An 18,480-nucleotide genomic window follows, 5' to 3' on the forward strand; every position below is an offset into this window, starting at 1 on the left:
GACGATGCATGGTCCTCATGGCGCATGACCCAGCGCCTGCCGCCTTCGCTCACGCCGCTCGACACCGCGCTCGCCGCGCTGCTACGGGGCGTTGATCCCGTCGCGCCGATGGAGGTGCCGCTGGCGGACGCAATCGGCTGCATCGCGGCGGGTGCGCCGCTGCTTGCCGCCTATCCTTCCCGGGATGTTGCGGCCGTAGATGGTTGGGCGCTATCTGCCAACGATCTCGTCGGGGCGTCCGCTTACTCGCCCGTGCCGCTGGCAATGGCTCCTGCATGGGTCGAGGCGGGCGAGGCGATGCCGGCGGGATGCGACTGCGTGCTCGATGCCGACGCCGTGGAGACGTCGGGGCCGCTTGCCCAGGTGCTCGCAGAGGGCGCGCCGGGGCAGGGTGTCAGGCGCGCAGGCAGCGACATCACCGCGCGTAGGGCCGTGGGGGACGCCGGCCATCCCATCCGTGCGGCGGACCTGTTGCTGGCGCGTGCGGCGGGCGGGGACAAACTCGCCGTGAGGCGGCCGCGGCTGCGCATAGTCAATGTGCCGGGTGGGACGGTCGCGGCGCAGACGATTGCCGGGATCGCGCACACAGCGGGACTGGATGTGGAAACGCGTCCAGCGCGTGCGCGCGATGCAGCGTCGATTGCCGATGCGCTCGATGCGTCCTCCTGCGATGTCCTGCTGACCATCGGCGGCAGCGGCGTCGGCCGCCAGGACGCCGCCATCGCCGCCCTCGCCCGGCGCGGCGAGGTGATGGCGCACGGCCTTGCGCTGCAGCCGGGACGCACCGCTGCGGTCGGACGGCTGGGACGGGTTCCCGTCGTCGCCTTGCCCGGCTCGCCCGATTCCGCGCTTGCAGCTTGGCTTGCACTCGCGCTGCCGCTCGCGGACCGTTTGTCGGCGCGTCGGCCGCGTCGAAAAGTGTCGCTGCCGCTTGCGCGAAAGATCGCCTCCAGCGTCGGCATCACGGAGATCGCTTTGCTGGCTGAGGAACATCGTGCCTGGATGCCGCTTGCCGTGGGCGAATGGCCGCTTCAGGCCATCGCCCGTGCGGACGCATGGCTGCTCATTTCCGCCAGCGACGAGGGATTTGCGGCAGGTACGCCGATCGATGCGTATCTGATGCGGGCGTGATAAGGGTTCTGGCATGACGATGATCCCGAAATCACCGGACCGCAGCGCGCTCGAGCAGGAGCAGTTCCTCAAGATCCTGTCGCGCGAAGAGGCCTTGGCGCGCTTCGAGGCGGCCTTGTTCCCGCGCGCGCTTCGAACTGAAACGCGCAAGCTCGCAGCCGCGCTGGGCGCTGCCCTCGCCGAAGATATCACGGCAACGATCGACGTGCCGCCGTTCGACCGCTCCAATGTCGACGGCTTTGCCGTGCGCTCCGCCGACCTTGCGGCGGCCGGCGAGGGCGCGCCCGTGCGCCTCGCGCTGAATGGCGAGACCGTTCATTGCGGGACCGCGCCGACGCTGCAGGTGGCGGCCGGAACCGCAACGGCGATCGCCACCGGCGGTCCGTTGCCGCGCGGCGCCGATGCCGTGGTGATGGTCGAGCACACCCAGCCGGCCGGCCAGGATGCGATCGATGTCCGTCGCGCCGTCTCGCCGGGGCAATTCGTCTCGTATGCCGGCTCCGACATCGCGCGGGGCGAGGCGCTGCTGCGCGCCGGCACCATCATCGGCTCGCGCGAGATCGGCATGCTGGCGGCTTGCGGCATCGCCGAGGTGGGTGTCGCGCGCAGGCCGCGGGTTGCCGTGATCTCCACCGGCGATGAGCTGGTTCAGCCCGGCGAGGTGCTCGGGCCCGCCGAGATCTACGATACCAATGGCGCCATCGTCGCGGCCGCGGTCGACGAAAACGGTGGCGAGGCCGTCTTCCTCGGCGCTGTTCCGGACGACGAAGCCAGGCTCGAAGCCGCCATGCGCAACGCGCTTGCGGAAGCCGACATGCTGGTGCTCTCGGGCGGCACGTCGAAAGGCGCGGGCGACCTCTCTCATCGCATCATCAGCCGGCTCGGCGCACCCGGCATCATCGCCCATGGCGTCGCGCTCAAGCCCGGCAAGCCGTTGTGTCTTGCGGTGTGCGACGGCAAGCCTGTCGTGATCCTGCCGGGTTTTCCGACTTCGGCGATGTTCACCTTCCACGACATGATCGTGCCGGTGCTGCGCAGGATGGCCGGACTGCCGCGGCGCTCCGATGCCAAGGTGAACGCGACCGTGCCGGTACGCATCGCTTCCGAGCTCGGCCGCACCGAATTCGTCATGGTCTCGCTGGTTGAGGGCAGGGAGGGCCTCATCGCCTATCCCTCCGGCAAGGGGTCTGGTGCGATCACGTCCTTTGCTCAGGCGGACGGCTTTCTGCGCATCGACGCACTTGCCGACCAGATGCCGGCCGGCACCGAGACCGAGGTGACGCTGTTCACGCCGCATGTGCGCGTGCCGGATCTCGTCATCGTCGGCAGCCATTGCACCGGCCTCGATCTCGTCACCGCACAGCTCGCGCATGCTGGTCTCACCGTGCGCTCGATCGCGGTCGGCAGCCTCGGCGGGCTTGCAGCAGCCAAACGTGGCGAATGCGATCTCGCGCCGATCCACCTGTTCGACGATAGAAGCGAGACCTACAACACGCCCTATCTCGTCGAAGGTCTCGAGCTCGTGCCAGGCTGGCGGCGGATGCAGGGCATCGTCTTCCGCAAGGACGACAAACGTTTCGAAGGTCTTGGTGGAAAGGACGCCGTTGCGGCGGCGCTCGCTGATCCCGCCTGCATCATGGTCAACCGCAACCAGGGCGCCGGCACGCGCATCCTGATCGACCGGCTGCTCGGCGGCGCGCGGCCGGAAGGCTACTGGAACCAGCCGCGTTCGCACAACGCGGTGGCGGCGGCCGTCGCGCAGCACCGGGCCGATTGGGGCATGACCATTGCGCCGGTCGCCCACGCCGTCGGCCTCGGTTTCATTCCGCTCGCGGAAGAGCATTATGACTTCGCGGTGGTGAGTGCGCGAAAGCAACGGCCGGCAGTGCAGGCGTTTCTCGACGCACTCGGCTCGAACGAGGTACGCGCGTCGCTCGCGCGAGCGGGCTTCCGGCCCGCATAGACGAGGGACCACGACGCGTTCGAGCCATGAGAGGTCTACGGCTACGATGCCTGGTCGGTACGGCTGGCGGCCTGAGCGGCCTGCTCTCGCTTGCGCTCACGATCCTCGGCCTCGGCAAGCGCGCGCCGCGCGGCGGGTGGCAGCGGCTTTGGATCCGGCGGCACCTCGACGATGTCAGGCTTGCTCAGCTGCCTCGTGCGATCGATCGTCTCGGAGAGATCGAAGACGAAGTCGACGAATTCGAAGATAGTATTCAAGAGAGGGGCGGCCATGGCTTCGTCCGGGGAATGTCCAGACCTGTGGTCGCTCCCGTTCCAGGTCCGGTTCAAGACGTCATGAACTTGGCGGGGCGCCGCAGCGACCAAGGAACATGAGCCAGGTCATGACTGCATCGACGCCCCTCAATTTCCGCAAGATCGCTGCTCTCGTCGCGGCGGCCGGAACGCTGTTCTGGCTCTACACCTTCCATTACATCGCGAATGTCCCGCCCGGAGACGGCAGCGGCTTTCAATGGCTCGCGGTGTTTCCGCTGGGCATGGTCTTCGGGGCGTTCTTCCTGCCGGCCTGGGTGCTGGTTGCGATCGGCCGTTTGCCGCGCTTCACCACTGCCGTCGGCATTTGCGGCCTGATCGCCTTCGCGATCATCTGGGCGCAGCTCCTCAACGAGTTTCCGAAATCATAGAGTCGCTAAGACGCGTCATCCAGCGCCGCCAGCCGCTCGGCCTCGGCAATGTCCTCGACCGTGTTGGCATTGAAGAACGGATCGAGCGGCTCGGTCGGCCACGTCACCGTCGCAAGCGGATAGCGCGCGGTCCAGCGGTCGATCTTGCGGAGGTCTTCGACCACGAGCGCGTGGCGCAGCTCCTCGCGCAAGGCGACGCGCCACAGGCCGATCACCGGATGCGACTGCTCGCCTGAGGCTGCGACCGCTAGCTGCGCGTTCTCGCTCGCGCGCGCCTCGTGCAGGCGCGCGACGAGATCGCGCGGCAGGAACGGGCAATCGCCGGCGGCGCTGAGCACCCATTCGATCTCCGGCCGGTTCGCCGCGGTCCACTCGAGCGCCGCGAGGATGCCGGCGAGGGGACCCGGGAAGCCGGGCACGTCGTCGGCGACGACCTGCAAGCCGTACGCGGCAAAGCGGGCGGGATCGCCGTTGGCGTTGAGGATCAGTCCGCTGCACTGGGGCGCAAGGCGCGCGATCACGCGCTCCAGAATGGTGCGGCCGCCGATGGTCCGCATCGGCTTGTCGCCGCCGCCCATGCGCCGCGCGAGCCCGCCGGCGAGCAGCACGCCGAGAGTCGGCGGAACATGCGCCGCGGACAGGTCAGTCGTCACCGCCCTCACCCTTGCGCTTGTGCTTGACCGATTCCTCTTCGACATAAGCGAGGTTCTGGTCGTAGACGATACGCTCTTCGCCTGCGAGCGCGATGAAGCGTTTGCCGCGGGTGCGCCCGACCAGCGTCAGGCCGACCTGCCTTGCCAGATCGACACCCCAGGCGGTGAAGCCGGAGCGCGACACCAGGATCGGAATGCCCATGCGCACCGTCTTGATCACCATCTCGGAGGTGAGGCGCCCCGTGGTGTAGAGGATCTTGTCGGACGCGTCGACGCCGTGGCGGTACATCCAGCCCGCGATCTTGTCGACGGCGTTGTGGCGGCCGACATCCTCGGTGTAGCAGAGCGGGGTGCCTTCCTTGCACAGCACACAGCCGTGGATCGCGCCGGCCTCCAGATAAAGCGAGGGCATGGTGTTGATGGTCTGCGTCATCTGGTAGAGCCAGGAGGTGCGCAGCTCCGCCTTGGGCAGCGCGACGCTCTCGACCGCCTCCAAGAGGTCGCCGAAGGCGGTGCCCTGCGCGCAGCCGGAAGTCTGCGTGCGCTTTTTCAGCTTGGCCTCGAAATTGGTGTGGTGTGAGGTGCGCACGACGACCACCCGGAGGTCGTCGTCGTACTCGACCTCGGTGACCACGTCGTTATATTTCAGCATGTTCTGGTTCAGCAGATAGCCGAGCGCCAGATATTCCGGGTAGTCGCCGATCGTCATCATGGTGACGATCTCCTGCGCGTTCAGATAGAGCGTCAGCGGCCGCTCCATCGGCACCTTGATTTCGACCCTGGCGCCGGTCTGGTCCGTACCGGTCACGCTCTGGGTCAGGCGCGGGTCGTCCGGATTGGGGACGATCAGGGGCACCGGGGCTTTGTCGATCTTCATCATGGCGGCGAGGTTAGCATGACATTCGGGTCAAGCCGATATAAGCATGGCGGGGAGAGAGCGAAATGCCACCTTGTCGTCATTGCGAGCGCAGCGAAGCAATCCAGGATCTTTCCGCAGCGGCAGTCTGGATTGCTTCGCTGCGCTCGCAATGAGGGGAGGGGATGGTGGTTCCATCGGCGAGCGCTGGTTGCTGGAAAAGAGAGCTGGAATGAAAGTCATCGGCCTTGCAGGCTGGAGCGGTGCGGGCAAGACAACGCTGTTGACGCGGCTGATCCCGCATTTCGACGCGCAGGGCCTGCGCGTCTCCGTGATCAAGCATGCGCATCACCAGTTCGACGTCGACGTGCCCGGCAAGGATTCCTGGCGCCATCGCGAGGCCGGCGCGGCGGAGGTTCTGGTGGCCTCGTCGAAACGCTGGGCGCTGATGCATGAGCTGCGCGGGGCGGCGGAGCCGCGGCTGCCGGAGCTGCTCGACAAGCTCTCCGCGGTCGATCTCGTCGTGGTCGAGGGATTCAAGCGCGAGCCGCACCGCAAGATCGAGGTGCATCGTGCCGCCAATGGCAAGCCGCTGCTGTTTCCGGACGATCCCGGAATTGCCGGGATTGCGACCGACGTCGCGATTGACACGAGGCTGCCGACTGTCCATCTCGACGATATCGAAGGCGCGGCGGCATTGATGATACGGGCGGCGATGCCGGTCGAGGAAGCGGTAGCAAGAAGCGCAGCGACACGCTGACGAGGCACCATGGCGCAACTGTCGGACGATTGCTTTGCCTTCGGCGGCCCGATGATGTCGGTCGACGAAGCCGTCGGCCTCATCACGACGCGCGTCAACGCCATCGTCGATCTCGAGACGGTGGCGCTGGTCGATGCCGACGGGCGCGTGCTCGCGCGCGATCTGGCCGCGCCTTTGCCGCTGCCGCCGTTCACCAACTCCGCCGTCGACGGTTACGCCGTGCGCAATGCCGACCTTCCGGCAAGCGCAGAGCAGGCCTTCCCGCTTGACGGCCGCATCCAGGCCGGCGGCCTTGCGCAAGCGCCGATCAAGCCCGGCCACACCGCGCGCATCTTCACCGGCGCCCCGATGCCGCCGGATGCGGAGACGGTCTTCATGCAGGAGGACGTCCGCATCGATGCTTCAGGCAGGATCGTGCTGCCGCCGGGGCTGAAGCCCGGCGCAAATGTGCGGCCCGCAGGCGAGGACATTCCCCAAGGTCAGGTCGCGCTGCGCGCCGGCCAGCGCCTGCGGCCGCAGCACGTCGCCCTTGCCGCCGCGTTCGGCCTGACAAGGCTCGACGTCGTCAGGCGCATCCGTGTCGCCGTGTTCTCGACCGGCGACGAGCTCGCCTCGCCCGGCGAGCCGCGCGCCGCCTCGCAATTGTTCGATTCCAACCGCTTCATGCTGATGGCGATGCTGCGGCGGCTGGGCTGCGAGGTCAGCGATCTCGGCATTCTGCGCGATGAGCGAGCGTCGCTGGCGCGCGGCCTGAAGCAGGTCGCAGGCGGCCATGACCTGATCCTCACCACCGGCGGCGTCTCGACCGGCGAGGAGGATCACGTCAAGGCGGCGGTGGAGAGCATCGGCTCGCTGGTGCTGTGGCGGATGGCGATCAAGCCCGGCCGTCCCGTGGCGATGGGCATCATCGGCGGCACACCGTTGATCGGACTGCCCGGCAATCCCGTCGCGAGCTTCGTGACATTCGTCCATGTGGTGCGACCGACGGCGTTGGCGCTGTCGGGCGCCTTGCCGGAGCCGCTCTTGGCGATCCCGCTGCGCGCGGCGTTCACCTACAAGAAGAAGGCCGGCCGGCGTGAATATGTGCGCGCCTCGCTGCGGCGCGCGCAGGACGGCGGGCTCGAGGCGATCAAGTTCCCGCGCGAAGGGGCAGGGCTCCTATCCTCGGTGGTCGAGACCGATGGCCTCGTCGAACTCGGCGAGGACATCACGAATGTCGAGCCGGGGCAGGATGTCGGCTTCCTGCCCTACGCCAGCCTGATCTGATGCCGCCTAACGTTGACGCAGCCGCTGCGCCTCGCCATGGTGCGGCCATGACCAGGACGACACTTGATCTCACCGGGTTGAAATGCCCGTTGCCGGCCCTCAAGACGCGGAAGGCGCTCAAGCCGCTCAAGGCAGGGGACCAGCTCGAAGTTCACTGCACCGATCCGCTCTCTGTGATCGATATTCCCAATCTCATCCGCGAGACCGGCGACAAGGTCGAGATCACCGAGCGCAACGAGACACGCATCGTGTTCCTGGTCGAAAAGAGCGACGCCCCGTAGAAAGGGGAATGTTCACGGCGACGGCCTTTGCGCTCCCGCCGCGCCTCAAGCGACGTCGATAGGACTTCGCTATCGCAGCATGAGACGCCTTTATTGATCTCCCGGCCAATTCGGGCTTGGCTCGGCCTTGCTCAAGAACGCAGGGCCGGTGCTGGGCTCTGTTGAGCCGTGCAGCGTAACCACTTCCGCGAGCGTGATAATTTTCTTGGCATCTGGCATGCCAGAGGATAGAAGTGGAGTTCTGATAAGGACGAGATCGAGACGAAGCGATGAGCCACGAGGACGTGCACAAGGTCCGCTCCTTCGAGCATCCCGGTGAGGGACGCCGACGCGCCAAGGCGACCCCCAAGGGGCGGCAGGTCGATCCCACGGCCGCGCACGAGATCGAGCTGTTGCTCGGCGACAGGCCGCGGCGGCGCGATCTGTTGATCGAATATCTGCACCTGATCCAGGACAAGTATCACCAGATCTCGGCGGCGCATCTGGCTGCGCTCGCCGACGAGATGAAGCTCGCCTTCGCCGAGGTGTTCGAGACGGCGACCTTCTACGCGCATTTCGACGTGGTGAAGGAAGGCGAGCCCGACATTCCCCCGCTGACGATCCGCGTCTGCGATTCGCTCACCTGCGCGATGCTTGGCGGCGAGAACCTGCTCGAAGATCTGCAGAGCGCGTCAGGTCCTGGCATCCGCGTCGTGCGCGCGCCGTGCGTCGGCCGCTGCGACACGGCGCCGGCCGCCGAGGTCGGGCACAATTTCGTCGACCACGCGACCGTCGCCGATGTGATGGCGGCGGCAAAGGCCGGCGATACTCATACGCATCTGCCCAGATATACCGAGTACGATGCCTACGTCGCCGGTGGCGGCTACAAGCTGCTCAATCGTCTGCGCTCCGGCGAATTGTCGAAGGACGATCTCCTGAAAGCGCTCGACGACGCTTCGCTGCGCGGCCTTGGCGGCGCCGGCTTCCCCACCGGGCGTAAATGGCGCGCCGTGCTGGGCGAGCCCGGGCCGCGGCTGATGGCGATCAACGGCGACGAGGGCGAGCCCGGCACGTTCAAGGACCGCTATTACCTCGAAACCGATCCGCATCGCTTCATCGAGGGTATGTTGATCGGCGCCCACGTGGTGCAGGCGAGCGATGTCTACATCTATCTGCGCGACGAATATCCGGCCTCTCGCGAGATCCTCCAGCGCGAGATCGCCAAGCTTCCGCCGGGCGGCCCGACGCTGCACCTGCGGCGCGGCGCCGGCGCCTACATCTGCGGCGAGGAATCCTCGCTGCTGGAGAGCATCGAGGGCAAGCGCGGCCTGCCCCGGCACAAGCCGCCTTACCCGTTCCAGGTCGGCCTGTTCGGCCTGCCGACGTTGATCAACAATATCGAGACGCTGTGGTGGGTGCGCGACATCATCGAGAAGGGCGCCGATTGGTGGAAGGGCCATGGCCGCCACCAGCGTCACGGCCTGCGCAGCTTCTCGGTCTCGGGCCGCGTCAAGAATCCCGGCATGAAGCTCGCGCCCGCGGGCATCACCGTGCGCGAGCTGATCGAGGAATATTGCGGCGGCATGGCCGACGGCCACCAGTTCTACGCCTATCTGCCGGGCGGTGCGTCCGGCGGCATTTTGCCTGCAGCGATGGACGACATCCCGCTCGATTTCGGCACGCTGGAGAAATACGGCTGCTTCATCGGCTCGGCTGCGATCGTGATCCTGTCGCACAAGGACAGCGTGCGGTCGGCCGCACTGAACCTGATGAAGTTCTTCGAGGACGAGAGCTGCGGCCAGTGCACGCCGTGCCGCGTCGGTACCCAGAAGGCGGCGCTGCTGATGCAAAGGCCGGTCTGGAACCGTGCCTTGCTGGAAGAATTGAGCCAGGCGATGCGCGATGCCTCGATCTGCGGGCTCGGACAGGCGGCATCGAATCCGCTGTCTTCCGTGATCAAATATTTCCCTGACGAGTTCAAGGAAGCCGCCGAATGACCAAGATCACGTTCGAACTCGACGGCAAGCAGGTCGAGGCCAAGCCCGGCGAGACCATCTGGCAGGTCGCAAAGCGCCAGGGCCGCGACATTCCGCACCTCTGCTATTCGCCGGCGCCGGACTATCGCCCCGACGGCAATTGCCGCGCCTGCATGGTCGAGATCGAGGGCGAGCGCGTGCTGGCTGCGTCCTGCAAGCGCACGCCGTCGGTCGGCATGAAGGTGAAGACCGAGAGCGCCCGCGCGACTGCTGCGCAGAAGATGGTGATGGAGCTGCTGGTCGCAGACCAGCCGGCGCGCGAAACCAGCCACGACCCGGAGTCGAAGTTCTGGCACTGGGCCGAGACGACAGGCGTCACCGAGAGCCGCTTTCCCGCCGCCGAGCGCTGGGCCACTGATGCCAGCCATCCGGCGATGCGCGTCAATCTCGATGCCTGCATCCAGTGCGGCCTGTGCGTGCGCGCCTGCCGCGAGGTCCAGGTCAACGACGTCATCGGCATGGCCTACCGCAATGCCGGCGCCAAGATCGTGTTCGACTTCGACGACCCCATGGGCGAGTCCACCTGCGTTGCCTGCGGCGAATGCGTGCAGGCCTGCCCGACCGGCGCCTTGATGCCGGCCGTGATGCTCGACGACAAGCAGACGCGCGTCACCTATGCCGACAAGAAGGTCGATTCGCTCTGCCCGTTCTGCGGCGTCGGCTGCCAGGTCACCTATGAGGTCAAGGACGAGAAGGTGATCTATGCGGAAGGCCGCGACGGCCCCGCCAATCACAATCGTCTCTGCGTGAAGGGCCGCTTCGGCTTCGACTACATCCACCATCCGCATCGCCTGACGAAGCCGCTGGTGCGGTTGCCGAACGCGAAGAAGGATGCGAACGATCAGGTCGATCCGGCCAATCCGTTCACGCATTTCCGCGAGGCGAGCTGGGAGGAAGCGCTCGACATCGCCGCCAAGGGCCTCGTCAAGATCCGCGACGAGAAGGGCGTGAAGGCGCTGGCCGGCTTCGGCTCGGCCAAGGGCTCGAACGAAGAGGCCTATCTGTTCCAGAAGCTGGTGCGCACCGGCTTCGGCTCCAACAACGTCGATCACTGCACGCGCCTCTGCCACGCTTCGTCGGTCGCGGCGCTGTTCGAAGGCCTCAGCTCGGGCGCGGTGTCGGCACCGTTCTCTGCCGCCATGGACGCCGAGGTCATCATCGTGATCGGCGCCAATCCGACTGTGAACCATCCGGTTGCGGCGACCTTCATCAAGAACGCGGTCAAGCAGAACGGCGCAAAACTGTTCGTTATGGATCCGCGCCGGCAGTCGCTGTCGCGGCATGCGACCAAGCATCTGCAGTTCAAGCCCGGCTCCGACGTCGCCATGCTGAACGCGATGATCAACACGATCATCACTGAGGGCCTGACCGACGACCAGTACATCGCCGGCTACACCGAGGGTTTCGAGGACCTCAAGGAGAAGATCAAGGAGTTCACGCCGGAGAAGATGGAGCCGATCTGCGGCGTCCCGGCGCAGACCTTGCGCGAGGTGGCGCGCACCTATGCGCGCGCGAAATCGTCGATCATCTTCTGGGGTATGGGCATCAGCCAGCACGTCCACGGCACCGACAATGCGCGCTGCCTGATCGCGCTCGCGCTGATCACCGGCCAGGTCGGCCGTCCCGGCACCGGCCTGCATCCGCTGCGCGGCCAGAACAACGTGCAAGGCGCCTCCGATGCCGGCCTGATCCCGATGTTCCTGCCGGACTACCAGCCGGTCGGCCGCGATGATTTGCGGGGCGCCTTCGAAAAGCTCTGGCAGCAGGATCTCGATCCCGTCCGCGGCCTGACCGTGGTCGAGATCATGAACGCGATCCATGCCGGCGAGATCACGGGCATGTATATCGAGGGCGAGAATCCCGCGATGTCCGATCCCGATCTGCAGCACGCGCGCCATGCGCTGGCGATGCTCGATCATCTCGTGGTGCAGGACCTCTTCGTCACCGAGACCGCCTTCCATGCCGACGTGATCCTGCCGGCCTCGGCTTTCGCCGAGAAGGACGGCTCCTTCACCAATACCGACCGCCGCGTGCAGCTGGCGCGTCAGGTGATCAAGCCGCCCGGCGATGCGCGCCAGGATCTCTGGATCATCCAGGAGATCGGCAAGCGCATGGGCCTGCCGTGGAACTATGCCGGACCCGGCGACGTCTTCACCGAGATGGCAGAGCTGATGCCGTCGCTGAAGAACATCACCTGGGAGCGGCTGGTGCGCGAAGGCGCGGTGACCTATCCGGTCGACGCTCCGGACAAGCCGGGCAACGAGATCATCTTCACCACGGGCTTCCCGACCGCGAGCGGCCGCGGCAAGATCGTGCCGGCCAAGGTCATCCCGCCGGACGAGATTCCCGACGACGAATATCCGATGGTGCTCTCGACCGGCCGCGTGCTGGAGCACTGGCACACCGGCTCGATGACGCGCCGCGCCCAGGTGCTCGACCAGATCGAGCCCGAGGCGGTCGCGTTCATGTCGCCAAAGGACATGCGCAAGAAGAAGCTGGTGCCCGGCGATTTCATTCGCCTGGAGACCCGCCGTGGCGCCGTCGAGGTCAAGGTCCGCTCCGACCGCGACGTGCCGGAGAACATGGTGTTCATGCCGTTCTGCTACGCCGAGGCGGCGGCGAACCTGCTCACCAACCCGGCGCTGGACCCGTTCGGCAAGATCCCGGAGTTCAAGTTCTGCGCAGCCCGGGCCGAGCGCGCCGAGATGCGTGACGCGGCGGAGTAGGGGACGTCATGGGTGGGGCGCATGGTGCCCACACCGTCATTGCGAGCGAAGCGAAGCAATCTAGACTGCCTCCGCGGCAAGATTCTGGATTGCTTCGTCGCTTCGCTCCTCGCAATGACGGTGCTACATGTGACGCATGTCCAAAGTCACCCCCGCGACACGCGCACTCACGGCCGCCGGTGTTGCCTTCACCGTGCACACCTACGACTATGATCCCGACGCCGAGAGCATCGGGCTGCAGGCGGCGGCCGCGCTCGGCGAGGAGCCGGCGCGCGTCCTGAAGACGCTGATGGCGCTGGTCGACGGCAAGCCGGTTTGCGTGGTCGTGCCGTCCGACCAGGAGGTCTCGATGAAGAAGCTGGCGGCGGCGGCGAGCGGCAAGTCGGCGCAGATGATGAAGCCGCCCGAGGCCGAGCGCGTCACCGGCTACAAGGTCGGCGGCATCAGCCCGTTCGGGCAGCGCAAGCCTGTGCGCACCGTGATCGAGCAGAGCGCGCTTGCGCATGATCTCGTCTATCTCAATGGAGGCCAGCGCGGCTTGCAGGTCCGGCTGAAGCCGGCCGATGCGCGGGACGTCCTGAAGGCCGTGGTGGCGGATGTGCTGGCGTGAGCGCATGGAGCGGGATCATGAGGCGGCTGCTTCTGGCGGGGTTCTGGGTGCTGCTCGGCATCGCTCTTCCGGCAGAGGCACATGAGGTCAATCTCGTCACCGCGCGCGTGGGGCTGAGCCCTGATCGCTCGGTGAGCGTCGAGCTCGGGTTGAAGGGCAGCGATGTCGATCGCCTGATCGGTACGAAGATCTATGATCCGAGACGGGACGCGGTCGATCCTGTCGCGGTCGAAGCGGCCAAGCCCGCGATCCTTGCCTATATGGGCACGCATCTGGCTGTCACAGGTGGTGCCAAGGCCTGTGTTGCCGGAGATGCCGCGATCTTGGCCGACGGCGACGGCGTCGTCTATCGCAACAGCTTTGCCTGCGCCGACGCTGCCGGCGATCTCATCTATCGTTCCACCGTGCTGACCGAGAAGGACAAGGCTGCTCGACAAGTCGTGCTGATTGCGCAGGGGCGGTCGGAAACGCAGGCCTTGCTCGACGCCGGCAACACGACGGTCACGCTTTCAACCGCGCCGCCGTCGCTGTGGTCGACGATGCAGCGCTATGTCATCACCGGCATCGAGCACATCTTCCTCGGTTACGATCACATCGCATTCCTGATCGCGGTGGTGCTGTGGGCGCGACGGCTCATGCCCGTCGTCAAAATCGTGACGGCCTTCACCATTGCCCATTCAATCACCTTGTCGCTGGCCGCGCTCGATGTTCTCGTGATTCCGAGCAGCATCGTGGAGCCTGCAATTGCGGCCTCGATCGTCTTCGTGGCTGTGGAGAACTTCTTCTCGCGCGACGTCGACAGGCGCTGGCGCGTGGCTTTTCTGTTCGGCTTGATCCACGGCTTCGGCTTCGCGGGGGTGCTGCGTGACATCGGGTTACCGCCAAACACAGCCGTGCCGGCGCTTGCCGCTTTCAACATCGGCGTCGAGATCGGGCAGGTCGCGATCGTTGCGGTCGCGTTGCCGACCCTCCGTCTCGCCGATCGATGGAGCGGAGGGGACCGGTCCGAACCGGTGAGGGCGGCGGCGCTGGTTTACACGTTCTCTGCCATGATCGGCCTGCTCGGCGGCTATTGGCTGGTCGCGCGCGTCTTCGAAGCTTGAAATCAAGCGGTCTCTCTCGCGCGGTCGGCCTGCTTCCGCCACGGCGCGCGGCCCCACGGCTCCTGCGCACTTGAGTTCGCTCACAAGCCCTGTATAGAAACTGGAATAGAAATAGAATATCGTTCTGTACAATAGAACGAACGCAATTGAGGGACGAGACAATGGAATTCGAACGCGTCCGGCAGGACGACGGCTCACCGGTGCCATTCACGCCCGATGCCGTCATCGAAGCCTTCAAGGCGATTCCCGATTTGCTGATCCGCGACGAGGCCCTCACTGCCCGTGGTCGCTGGCTCGATGTGGATTGCCTGCTCGGGCCGAGCACGCAGCCATTCCACCTCGCCATTCGGGCCGGTCGGATCGTCGACATGGCGCCGGCGCCAGTGCTGATGCGTTCCTGGCGCTTCTCCTATCGCGCGACGCCGGCCGCGTTCGCCGCATATTGGCAACGAATGCCGCCGGCGGGATGGCACGATCTGCTGGCGTTGACCAAGCGCGGGCAGGCGACGCTCGAAGGCGATCTGCATCCGTTCATGGCGTACCTTCAGTATTTCAAGGATCTTCTGGCGCTACCGCGGCGCAGCGGGTTCGGAGGCGCGTCATGAACGGCTTCATCGAGCCGATTGTCGGGCGCTACGTGCACGTCGAGATCGATGGCGAGGTCAACAGGATCTATTTCGAGGAGAACGGCAGCGGCATTCCCCTGGTTTGCCTCCACACCGCCGGCTCCGACGCGCGGCAGTGGCGTCATCTGCTCGTGGACGACGAGTTCACGAGGCATTTCCGAGTCATCACCTTCGACATGCCCTGGCATGGTAAGTCCAATCCCCCGGACAGCCGATATGGCAGCGAATACCGGCTGACCACCGCGAGCTACACGGCGACGATCCGCGCCTTCTGCAGCGCGCTTGGGCTGGAGCGGCCGGTGGTGATGGGTTGCTCGATCGGTGGCCGCATCGTGCTCAATCTCGCCATTGCGCATGCTCACGAGTTTCGCGCTCTGATCGGCCTTGAGGCCGCCGACTTCCAGCAGCCCTGGTACGAAACGACCTGGCTGAACCGGCCCGATGTTCATGGCGGCGAGGTCTGCGCCGCGCTGGTATCGGGATTGATCGCGCCTGGCGGTCCTGAGGGTGCGCGCAACGAGACACTGTGGGGCTACAAGCAGGGCGGACCCGGCATCTTCAAGGGCGATCTTTATTTCTATCGCGTCGATGGCGATCTGCGTGGTCGCACCGGCAACATCGACGTCAACCAGTGCCCGCTCTATCTGCTGACCGGCGAGTACGATTTCTCCTGCACGCCGGAGGACACGCTGCGGACCGCCGCCGGGATTCCCGGTGCGAAGGCGGTCGTCATGGAGCGGCTCGGCCACTTTCCGATGAGTGAGAACCCGGATCAGTTCCGCCGCTACATCGCGCCGGTGCTGCAAGACATTCTCGACAAGCAAAGTTCGTAAACGGGAGGCGTATGTTATGAAGTTGCATTGGATGATGGCGGCCGTTCTGGCCGCGCAGACGGGTGCCGCGGTCGCGGCCGACAATGTCATCAGGATCGGCGTTCTCAACGACCAGTCCGGTGTGTTCGCCGACAACGGCGGGCGGGGCTCGGTCGCGGCGGCAAAGCTCGCCGCGGAGGATTTCGGCAACGAACTCCTCGGCAAGAAGATCGAGATCATTTCGGCCGACCATCAGAACAAGCCGGACATCGCATCGGCAACTGCGCGCAAATGGTTCGAAAATGAGGGCGTCGACATGATCGCGGACGGCGCAGCCTCCTCGGCCGGCTTTGCCATCCTGGAAGTCGCCAAGCAGAAGAACAAGATCTTCGTCATCTCGGGTCCGGGCTCGTCCGATTTCACGGGAAAGTCCTGCTCGCCGATCAGCTTCCACTTCAACTACGACACCTACGCGCTGTCGAAGCTGACCAGCGACGCGATCACGCGGGCTGGCGGCAAGACCTGGTACTTCGTGACAGCCGACTACGCCTTCGGTCACGCGCTTCAGCGCGATGCCACGAAGTTCATCGACGTCGCCGGCGGCAAAGTGATCGGCTCGGCCGCGCATCCGCTCGGCACTGCGGATTTTGCGTCCTTTCTGCTGCAGGCGCAGGGATCCAAGGCCGACGTCGTTGGCCTCGCGACGTCGGGCGCGGACGTGCAGACCGCGATCAAGCAGGCTGGTGAGTTCGGCATCGTCGAGGGCGGCCAGAAGCTCGCCGGCCTCCTGGTCTTCATCACGGATGTGAACTCGCTTGGCCTGAAGGTCACGCAGGGTTTGCAGGTGACGACCTCGTTCTACTGGGACCTCAACGAGCAGACCCGGGCCTGGTCGAAGCGCTACTCGACGCTGATGGACGGCAAGGTCGCGAGCATGGTGCAGGCAGGCGTCTACAGCGGCGTCCGACATTACCTCGCCGCCGTCAAGGCAGCGGGCACCACCGATGCAACGGTCGTTGCCGCCAAGATGCACGAGCTGAAGGTCAACGACATGTACAACAAGGACGTTGCGGTCCGCCCCGACGGGCGCGTGCTGCACACGATGTATCTCGTGCAAGTGAAGAAGCCGGAGGAGTCCAAGTACAAGTTCGACTATTACCGGATCGTCGGCTCCAAGCCGGGCGACGAGGTATTCCGGCCGTTGAGCGAAGGCGGCTGCCCGCTGGTAAAGTAACTGCGCCGGCCGGGCGGGACCGGCGTCCGCCCGGCCACACGACTTCGAGGGAGAGTTAAGGAATGTCTGGTTCGATTGGGTTCATCGGTCTTGGCGTCATGGGCGAGCCGATCTGCCGCAACCTGTTGCGCAAGAGCGGCCGGCCGGTGCTTGCCTTCGACCTTGCTGCGGAGCCGTTGGCTCGGGTCGCAGCTGACGGAGCGACGGCGACGACGTCGATCGGGGATGTCGTCGCCGGCGCACAGACGGTCTTCCTGTGCCTGCCCAGCGCCAAGCACGTCATGTCGGTCTTCGAGAGCATCCTGCCGGCGGTCAAGCGCGACCAGACTGTGATCGATCTCGGCACGTCCGACGTCGGCCTGACCCGTTCATTCGCGAAGCAGCTCGCGGAGAAGGGCGCGCTCTGGATCGATGCGCCGATCGCGCGCACCCGCCAGGCAGCCCAGGACGGCACGCTCAGCGTTATGGTCGGCGCGACAGCCGAGCAGTTCGCCGCGGTCGAGCCGCTGATCCGGCATTTTGCGACCGACGTCACTCTCTGTGGCGGAACCGGCGCAGGCCAAGTGACGAAGATCCTCAACAACATGGTGCTGTTCGAGACGGTGAATGCGCTGGCGGAGGCCGTCGCGCTTGCCAAGCACAGCGGCGTCGAGCCGAAGCTGCTGCTGGAGACGTTGTCGAAGGGGTCGGCGGACAGTTTTGCCCTGCGCAATCACGGCATGAAGGCGATCGTCGCCGGGGAGTTTCCGCTGCGGGCGTTCTCCACTGAATATGCAATGAAGGACCTCTCCTATGCGCTGGAGCTCGGCGCGCAGGCTGAGCTCAACCTGCGCGGTGCCGCGCTTATGCGCACCATCTTCCAGGAGACGATCGACAAGGGGATGGGGGATGCTTACTTTCCCATCATCGCTAAGCTCATCGATCCCTCCGGATTCCCCCAATAGGAAACGCCATGCCTTCGCCCGGTGTCGCCGCCGTCGACCGCGCTCTGACGATCCTTGCCGCGTTCGAGGATGCCCCGGAGCCGATGACGCTGGCGGAGCTTGCCAAGCGCACCAAGATGTACAAAAGCACGCTGTTGCGGCTGATGGCCTCGCTTCAGGAATTCGGCTACCTCGTGCAACTCGCCGACGGCCGCTACCATCTCGGGCCGACGCCGTTCCGGCTGGGTGCGGTGTACCAGCGCAACAACAATCTGCATGATCGGGTGATGCCGCTGCTGCGCCAGCTCGTGGCCGACGGCACCGAAAGTCCGTCGTACCACGTGCGGCATGATGCCAAGCGCCGGCTCTGCGTGTTCCGCGTCGATTCCCAACACTCGACGCTCGACCGCGTCGAGGCCGGCATGCTGCTGCCGCTGGAGCGCGGGGCGGCGGGCCGGGTTATTCTCGCCTTCGACGGTGAGAAAGGCGCGACCTATGACGCGATTCGCGAGGGCTGCATCGCAGTGTCGTTCGGGGAGCGCGATCCGGATTGTGCCGGGCTGGCCTGCCCCGTGTTCGGGTCCGGCGGCAAGTGCGTCGGCGCCTTGTCGCTCTCGGGGCCGAAGCCGCGCTTCACGAGAGACAATATCAAGACGATGGCGTCGCTGTTGCTGAAGGCAGCCATCCGCCTGACGCGCACGCTGGGCGGTCCGACCGAGATCCTCGACAATGCCTTATCGGCGTCGGCTGAAGACGCGCGTCCAGTGCGCAGGGCGAGGCGCTAGTTGTCGACAGAATGCGCAACGCTGGAAGGTCGAGCATGCCACTGATGGACAGAA

At 65.8% G+C, this 18,480-nt stretch carries 18 protein-coding genes; 15 read left to right on the forward strand and 3 right to left on the reverse strand.

The features are described from left to right. The first annotated feature begins 24 nt into the window (after positions 1–24). Entirely contained in the window at positions 25–1,131 is a 1,107-nt protein-coding gene (locus N2605_RS04500; protein WP_036026618.1) for a molybdopterin-binding protein, read from the forward strand. A gap of 13 nt (positions 1,132–1,144) precedes the next feature. Beyond that, positions 1,145–3,094, forward strand: coding sequence for a molybdopterin biosynthesis protein (locus N2605_RS04505; RefSeq protein ID WP_036026617.1), 1,950 nt, complete (start codon positions 1,145–1,147; stop codon positions 3,092–3,094). A gap of 41 nt (positions 3,095–3,135) precedes the next feature. On the opposite strand, the gene N2605_RS04510 is transcribed toward N2605_RS04505, so the two are convergent. Then, entirely contained in the window at positions 3,136–3,366 is a 231-nt protein-coding gene (locus N2605_RS04510; RefSeq protein ID WP_036011421.1) for a hypothetical protein, read from the reverse strand. A gap of 110 nt (positions 3,367–3,476) precedes the next feature. Between N2605_RS04510 and N2605_RS04515 the strand changes: the two genes are divergently transcribed. Beyond that, positions 3,477–3,776, forward strand: coding sequence for a hypothetical protein (locus N2605_RS04515; RefSeq protein WP_109145958.1), 300 nt, complete (start codon positions 3,477–3,479; stop codon positions 3,774–3,776). Positions 3,777–3,781: 5 nt separating this feature from the next. On the opposite strand, the gene mobA is transcribed toward N2605_RS04515, so the two are convergent. Then, positions 3,782–4,354 carry a molybdenum cofactor guanylyltransferase MobA gene (gene mobA / locus N2605_RS04520; protein WP_260347408.1) on the reverse strand — a complete coding sequence of 191 codons (573 nt, stop codon included), beginning with the start codon at positions 4,352–4,354 and terminating at the stop codon, positions 3,782–3,784. Between the two features lie 64 nt (positions 4,355–4,418). Next, positions 4,419–5,309 carry a formate dehydrogenase accessory sulfurtransferase FdhD gene (locus N2605_RS04525; RefSeq protein ID WP_260345927.1) on the reverse strand — a complete coding sequence of 297 codons (891 nt, stop codon included), beginning with the start codon at positions 5,307–5,309 and terminating at the stop codon, positions 4,419–4,421. A gap of 208 nt (positions 5,310–5,517) precedes the next feature. Here N2605_RS04525 and mobB point away from each other — a divergent pair, with 208 nt between their 5' ends. From mobB to N2605_RS04585, 12 genes are all read left to right on the forward strand, one after another. After that, on the forward strand, positions 5,518–6,045 hold the full coding sequence (gene mobB, locus N2605_RS04530) for a molybdopterin-guanine dinucleotide biosynthesis protein B (RefSeq protein WP_225139053.1): 528 nt from the start codon (positions 5,518–5,520) through the stop codon (positions 6,043–6,045). A gap of 9 nt (positions 6,046–6,054) precedes the next feature. After that, on the forward strand, positions 6,055–7,311 hold the full coding sequence (locus tag N2605_RS04535; protein ID WP_260345928.1) for a molybdopterin molybdotransferase MoeA: 1,257 nt from the start codon (positions 6,055–6,057) through the stop codon (positions 7,309–7,311). A gap of 47 nt (positions 7,312–7,358) precedes the next feature. After that, complete coding sequence (locus N2605_RS04540; protein ID WP_225112323.1) at positions 7,359–7,592, forward strand: sulfurtransferase TusA family protein; 234 nt, start codon at positions 7,359–7,361, stop codon at positions 7,590–7,592. A 269-nt stretch (positions 7,593–7,861) separates the two neighbouring features. Then, positions 7,862–9,568, forward strand: coding sequence for an NADH-ubiquinone oxidoreductase-F iron-sulfur binding region domain-containing protein (locus N2605_RS04545; RefSeq protein WP_260345929.1), 1,707 nt, complete (start codon positions 7,862–7,864; stop codon positions 9,566–9,568). After that, a complete protein-coding gene (gene fdhF, locus N2605_RS04550; protein WP_225175076.1) occupies positions 9,565–12,333 on the forward strand; it encodes a formate dehydrogenase subunit alpha in 2,769 nt (922 codons plus the stop codon). The genes N2605_RS04545 and fdhF overlap by 4 nt, the downstream gene beginning before the upstream one ends. Before the next feature lie 136 nt (positions 12,334–12,469). Beyond that, positions 12,470–12,943: a Cys-tRNA(Pro) deacylase gene (gene ybaK, locus N2605_RS04555; RefSeq protein ID WP_036011401.1), complete on the forward strand. Its 474-nt coding sequence runs from the start codon at positions 12,470–12,472 to the stop codon at positions 12,941–12,943. Positions 12,944–12,960: 17 nt separating this feature from the next. Next, entirely contained in the window at positions 12,961–14,046 is a 1,086-nt protein-coding gene (locus N2605_RS04560; protein WP_260345930.1) for a HupE/UreJ family protein, read from the forward strand. Between the two features lie 161 nt (positions 14,047–14,207). Next, positions 14,208–14,651, forward strand: a complete 444-nt coding sequence (locus N2605_RS04565) for a hypothetical protein (protein WP_036011397.1) — start codon at positions 14,208–14,210, stop codon at positions 14,649–14,651. Continuing rightward, positions 14,648–15,505, forward strand: coding sequence for an alpha/beta fold hydrolase (locus N2605_RS04570; protein ID WP_225172632.1), 858 nt, complete (start codon positions 14,648–14,650; stop codon positions 15,503–15,505). The genes N2605_RS04565 and N2605_RS04570 overlap by 4 nt, the downstream gene beginning before the upstream one ends. A gap of 16 nt (positions 15,506–15,521) precedes the next feature. Further along, positions 15,522–16,718, forward strand: coding sequence for an ABC transporter substrate-binding protein (locus N2605_RS04575; protein WP_260345931.1), 1,197 nt, complete (start codon positions 15,522–15,524; stop codon positions 16,716–16,718). A gap of 62 nt (positions 16,719–16,780) precedes the next feature. After that, positions 16,781–17,662, forward strand: a complete 882-nt coding sequence (locus N2605_RS04580; protein ID WP_260345932.1) for an NAD(P)-dependent oxidoreductase — start codon at positions 16,781–16,783, stop codon at positions 17,660–17,662. Between the two features lie 8 nt (positions 17,663–17,670). Then, positions 17,671–18,426 (forward strand): IclR family transcriptional regulator, encoded by a 756-nt coding sequence (locus tag N2605_RS04585; protein WP_225146971.1) that lies wholly within the window; start codon positions 17,671–17,673, stop codon positions 18,424–18,426. Positions 18,427–18,480 lie beyond the last annotated feature (54 nt).

This window comes from Bradyrhizobium yuanmingense, from assembly GCF_025200905.1.
GTDB lineage: Bacteria > Pseudomonadota > Alphaproteobacteria > Rhizobiales > Xanthobacteraceae > Bradyrhizobium > Bradyrhizobium yuanmingense.

Excerpts from the sequence above, each read along its gene's own strand:
- N2605_RS04500 (WP_036026618.1), top strand. The coding sequence starts at position 25 with ATGACCCAGCGCCTGCCGCCTTCGCTCACGCCGCTCGACACCGCGCTC.
- N2605_RS04505 (WP_036026617.1), top strand. The coding sequence starts at position 1,145 with ATGACGATGATCCCGAAATCACCGGACCGCAGCGCGCTCGAGCAGGAG.
- N2605_RS04510 (WP_036011421.1), bottom strand. The coding sequence starts at position 3,366 with ATGGCCGCCCCTCTCTTGAATACTATCTTCGAATTCGTCGACTTCGTC.
- N2605_RS04515 (WP_109145958.1), top strand. The coding sequence starts at position 3,477 with ATGACTGCATCGACGCCCCTCAATTTCCGCAAGATCGCTGCTCTCGTC.
- mobA (WP_260347408.1), bottom strand. The coding sequence starts at position 4,354 with ATGGGCGGCGGCGACAAGCCGATGCGGACCATCGGCGGCCGCACCATT.
- N2605_RS04525 (WP_260345927.1), bottom strand. The coding sequence starts at position 5,309 with ATGATGAAGATCGACAAAGCCCCGGTGCCCCTGATCGTCCCCAATCCG.
- mobB (WP_225139053.1), top strand. The coding sequence starts at position 5,518 with ATGAAAGTCATCGGCCTTGCAGGCTGGAGCGGTGCGGGCAAGACAACG.
- N2605_RS04535 (WP_260345928.1), top strand. The coding sequence starts at position 6,055 with ATGGCGCAACTGTCGGACGATTGCTTTGCCTTCGGCGGCCCGATGATG.
- N2605_RS04540 (WP_225112323.1), top strand. The coding sequence starts at position 7,359 with ATGACCAGGACGACACTTGATCTCACCGGGTTGAAATGCCCGTTGCCG.
- N2605_RS04545 (WP_260345929.1), top strand. The coding sequence starts at position 7,862 with ATGAGCCACGAGGACGTGCACAAGGTCCGCTCCTTCGAGCATCCCGGT.
- fdhF (WP_225175076.1), top strand. The coding sequence starts at position 9,565 with ATGACCAAGATCACGTTCGAACTCGACGGCAAGCAGGTCGAGGCCAAG.
- ybaK (WP_036011401.1), top strand. The coding sequence starts at position 12,470 with ATGTCCAAAGTCACCCCCGCGACACGCGCACTCACGGCCGCCGGTGTT.
- N2605_RS04560 (WP_260345930.1), top strand. The coding sequence starts at position 12,961 with ATGAGGCGGCTGCTTCTGGCGGGGTTCTGGGTGCTGCTCGGCATCGCT.
- N2605_RS04565 (WP_036011397.1), top strand. The coding sequence starts at position 14,208 with ATGGAATTCGAACGCGTCCGGCAGGACGACGGCTCACCGGTGCCATTC.
- N2605_RS04570 (WP_225172632.1), top strand. The coding sequence starts at position 14,648 with ATGAACGGCTTCATCGAGCCGATTGTCGGGCGCTACGTGCACGTCGAG.
- N2605_RS04575 (WP_260345931.1), top strand. The coding sequence starts at position 15,522 with ATGAAGTTGCATTGGATGATGGCGGCCGTTCTGGCCGCGCAGACGGGT.
- N2605_RS04580 (WP_260345932.1), top strand. The coding sequence starts at position 16,781 with ATGTCTGGTTCGATTGGGTTCATCGGTCTTGGCGTCATGGGCGAGCCG.
- N2605_RS04585 (WP_225146971.1), top strand. The coding sequence starts at position 17,671 with ATGCCTTCGCCCGGTGTCGCCGCCGTCGACCGCGCTCTGACGATCCTT.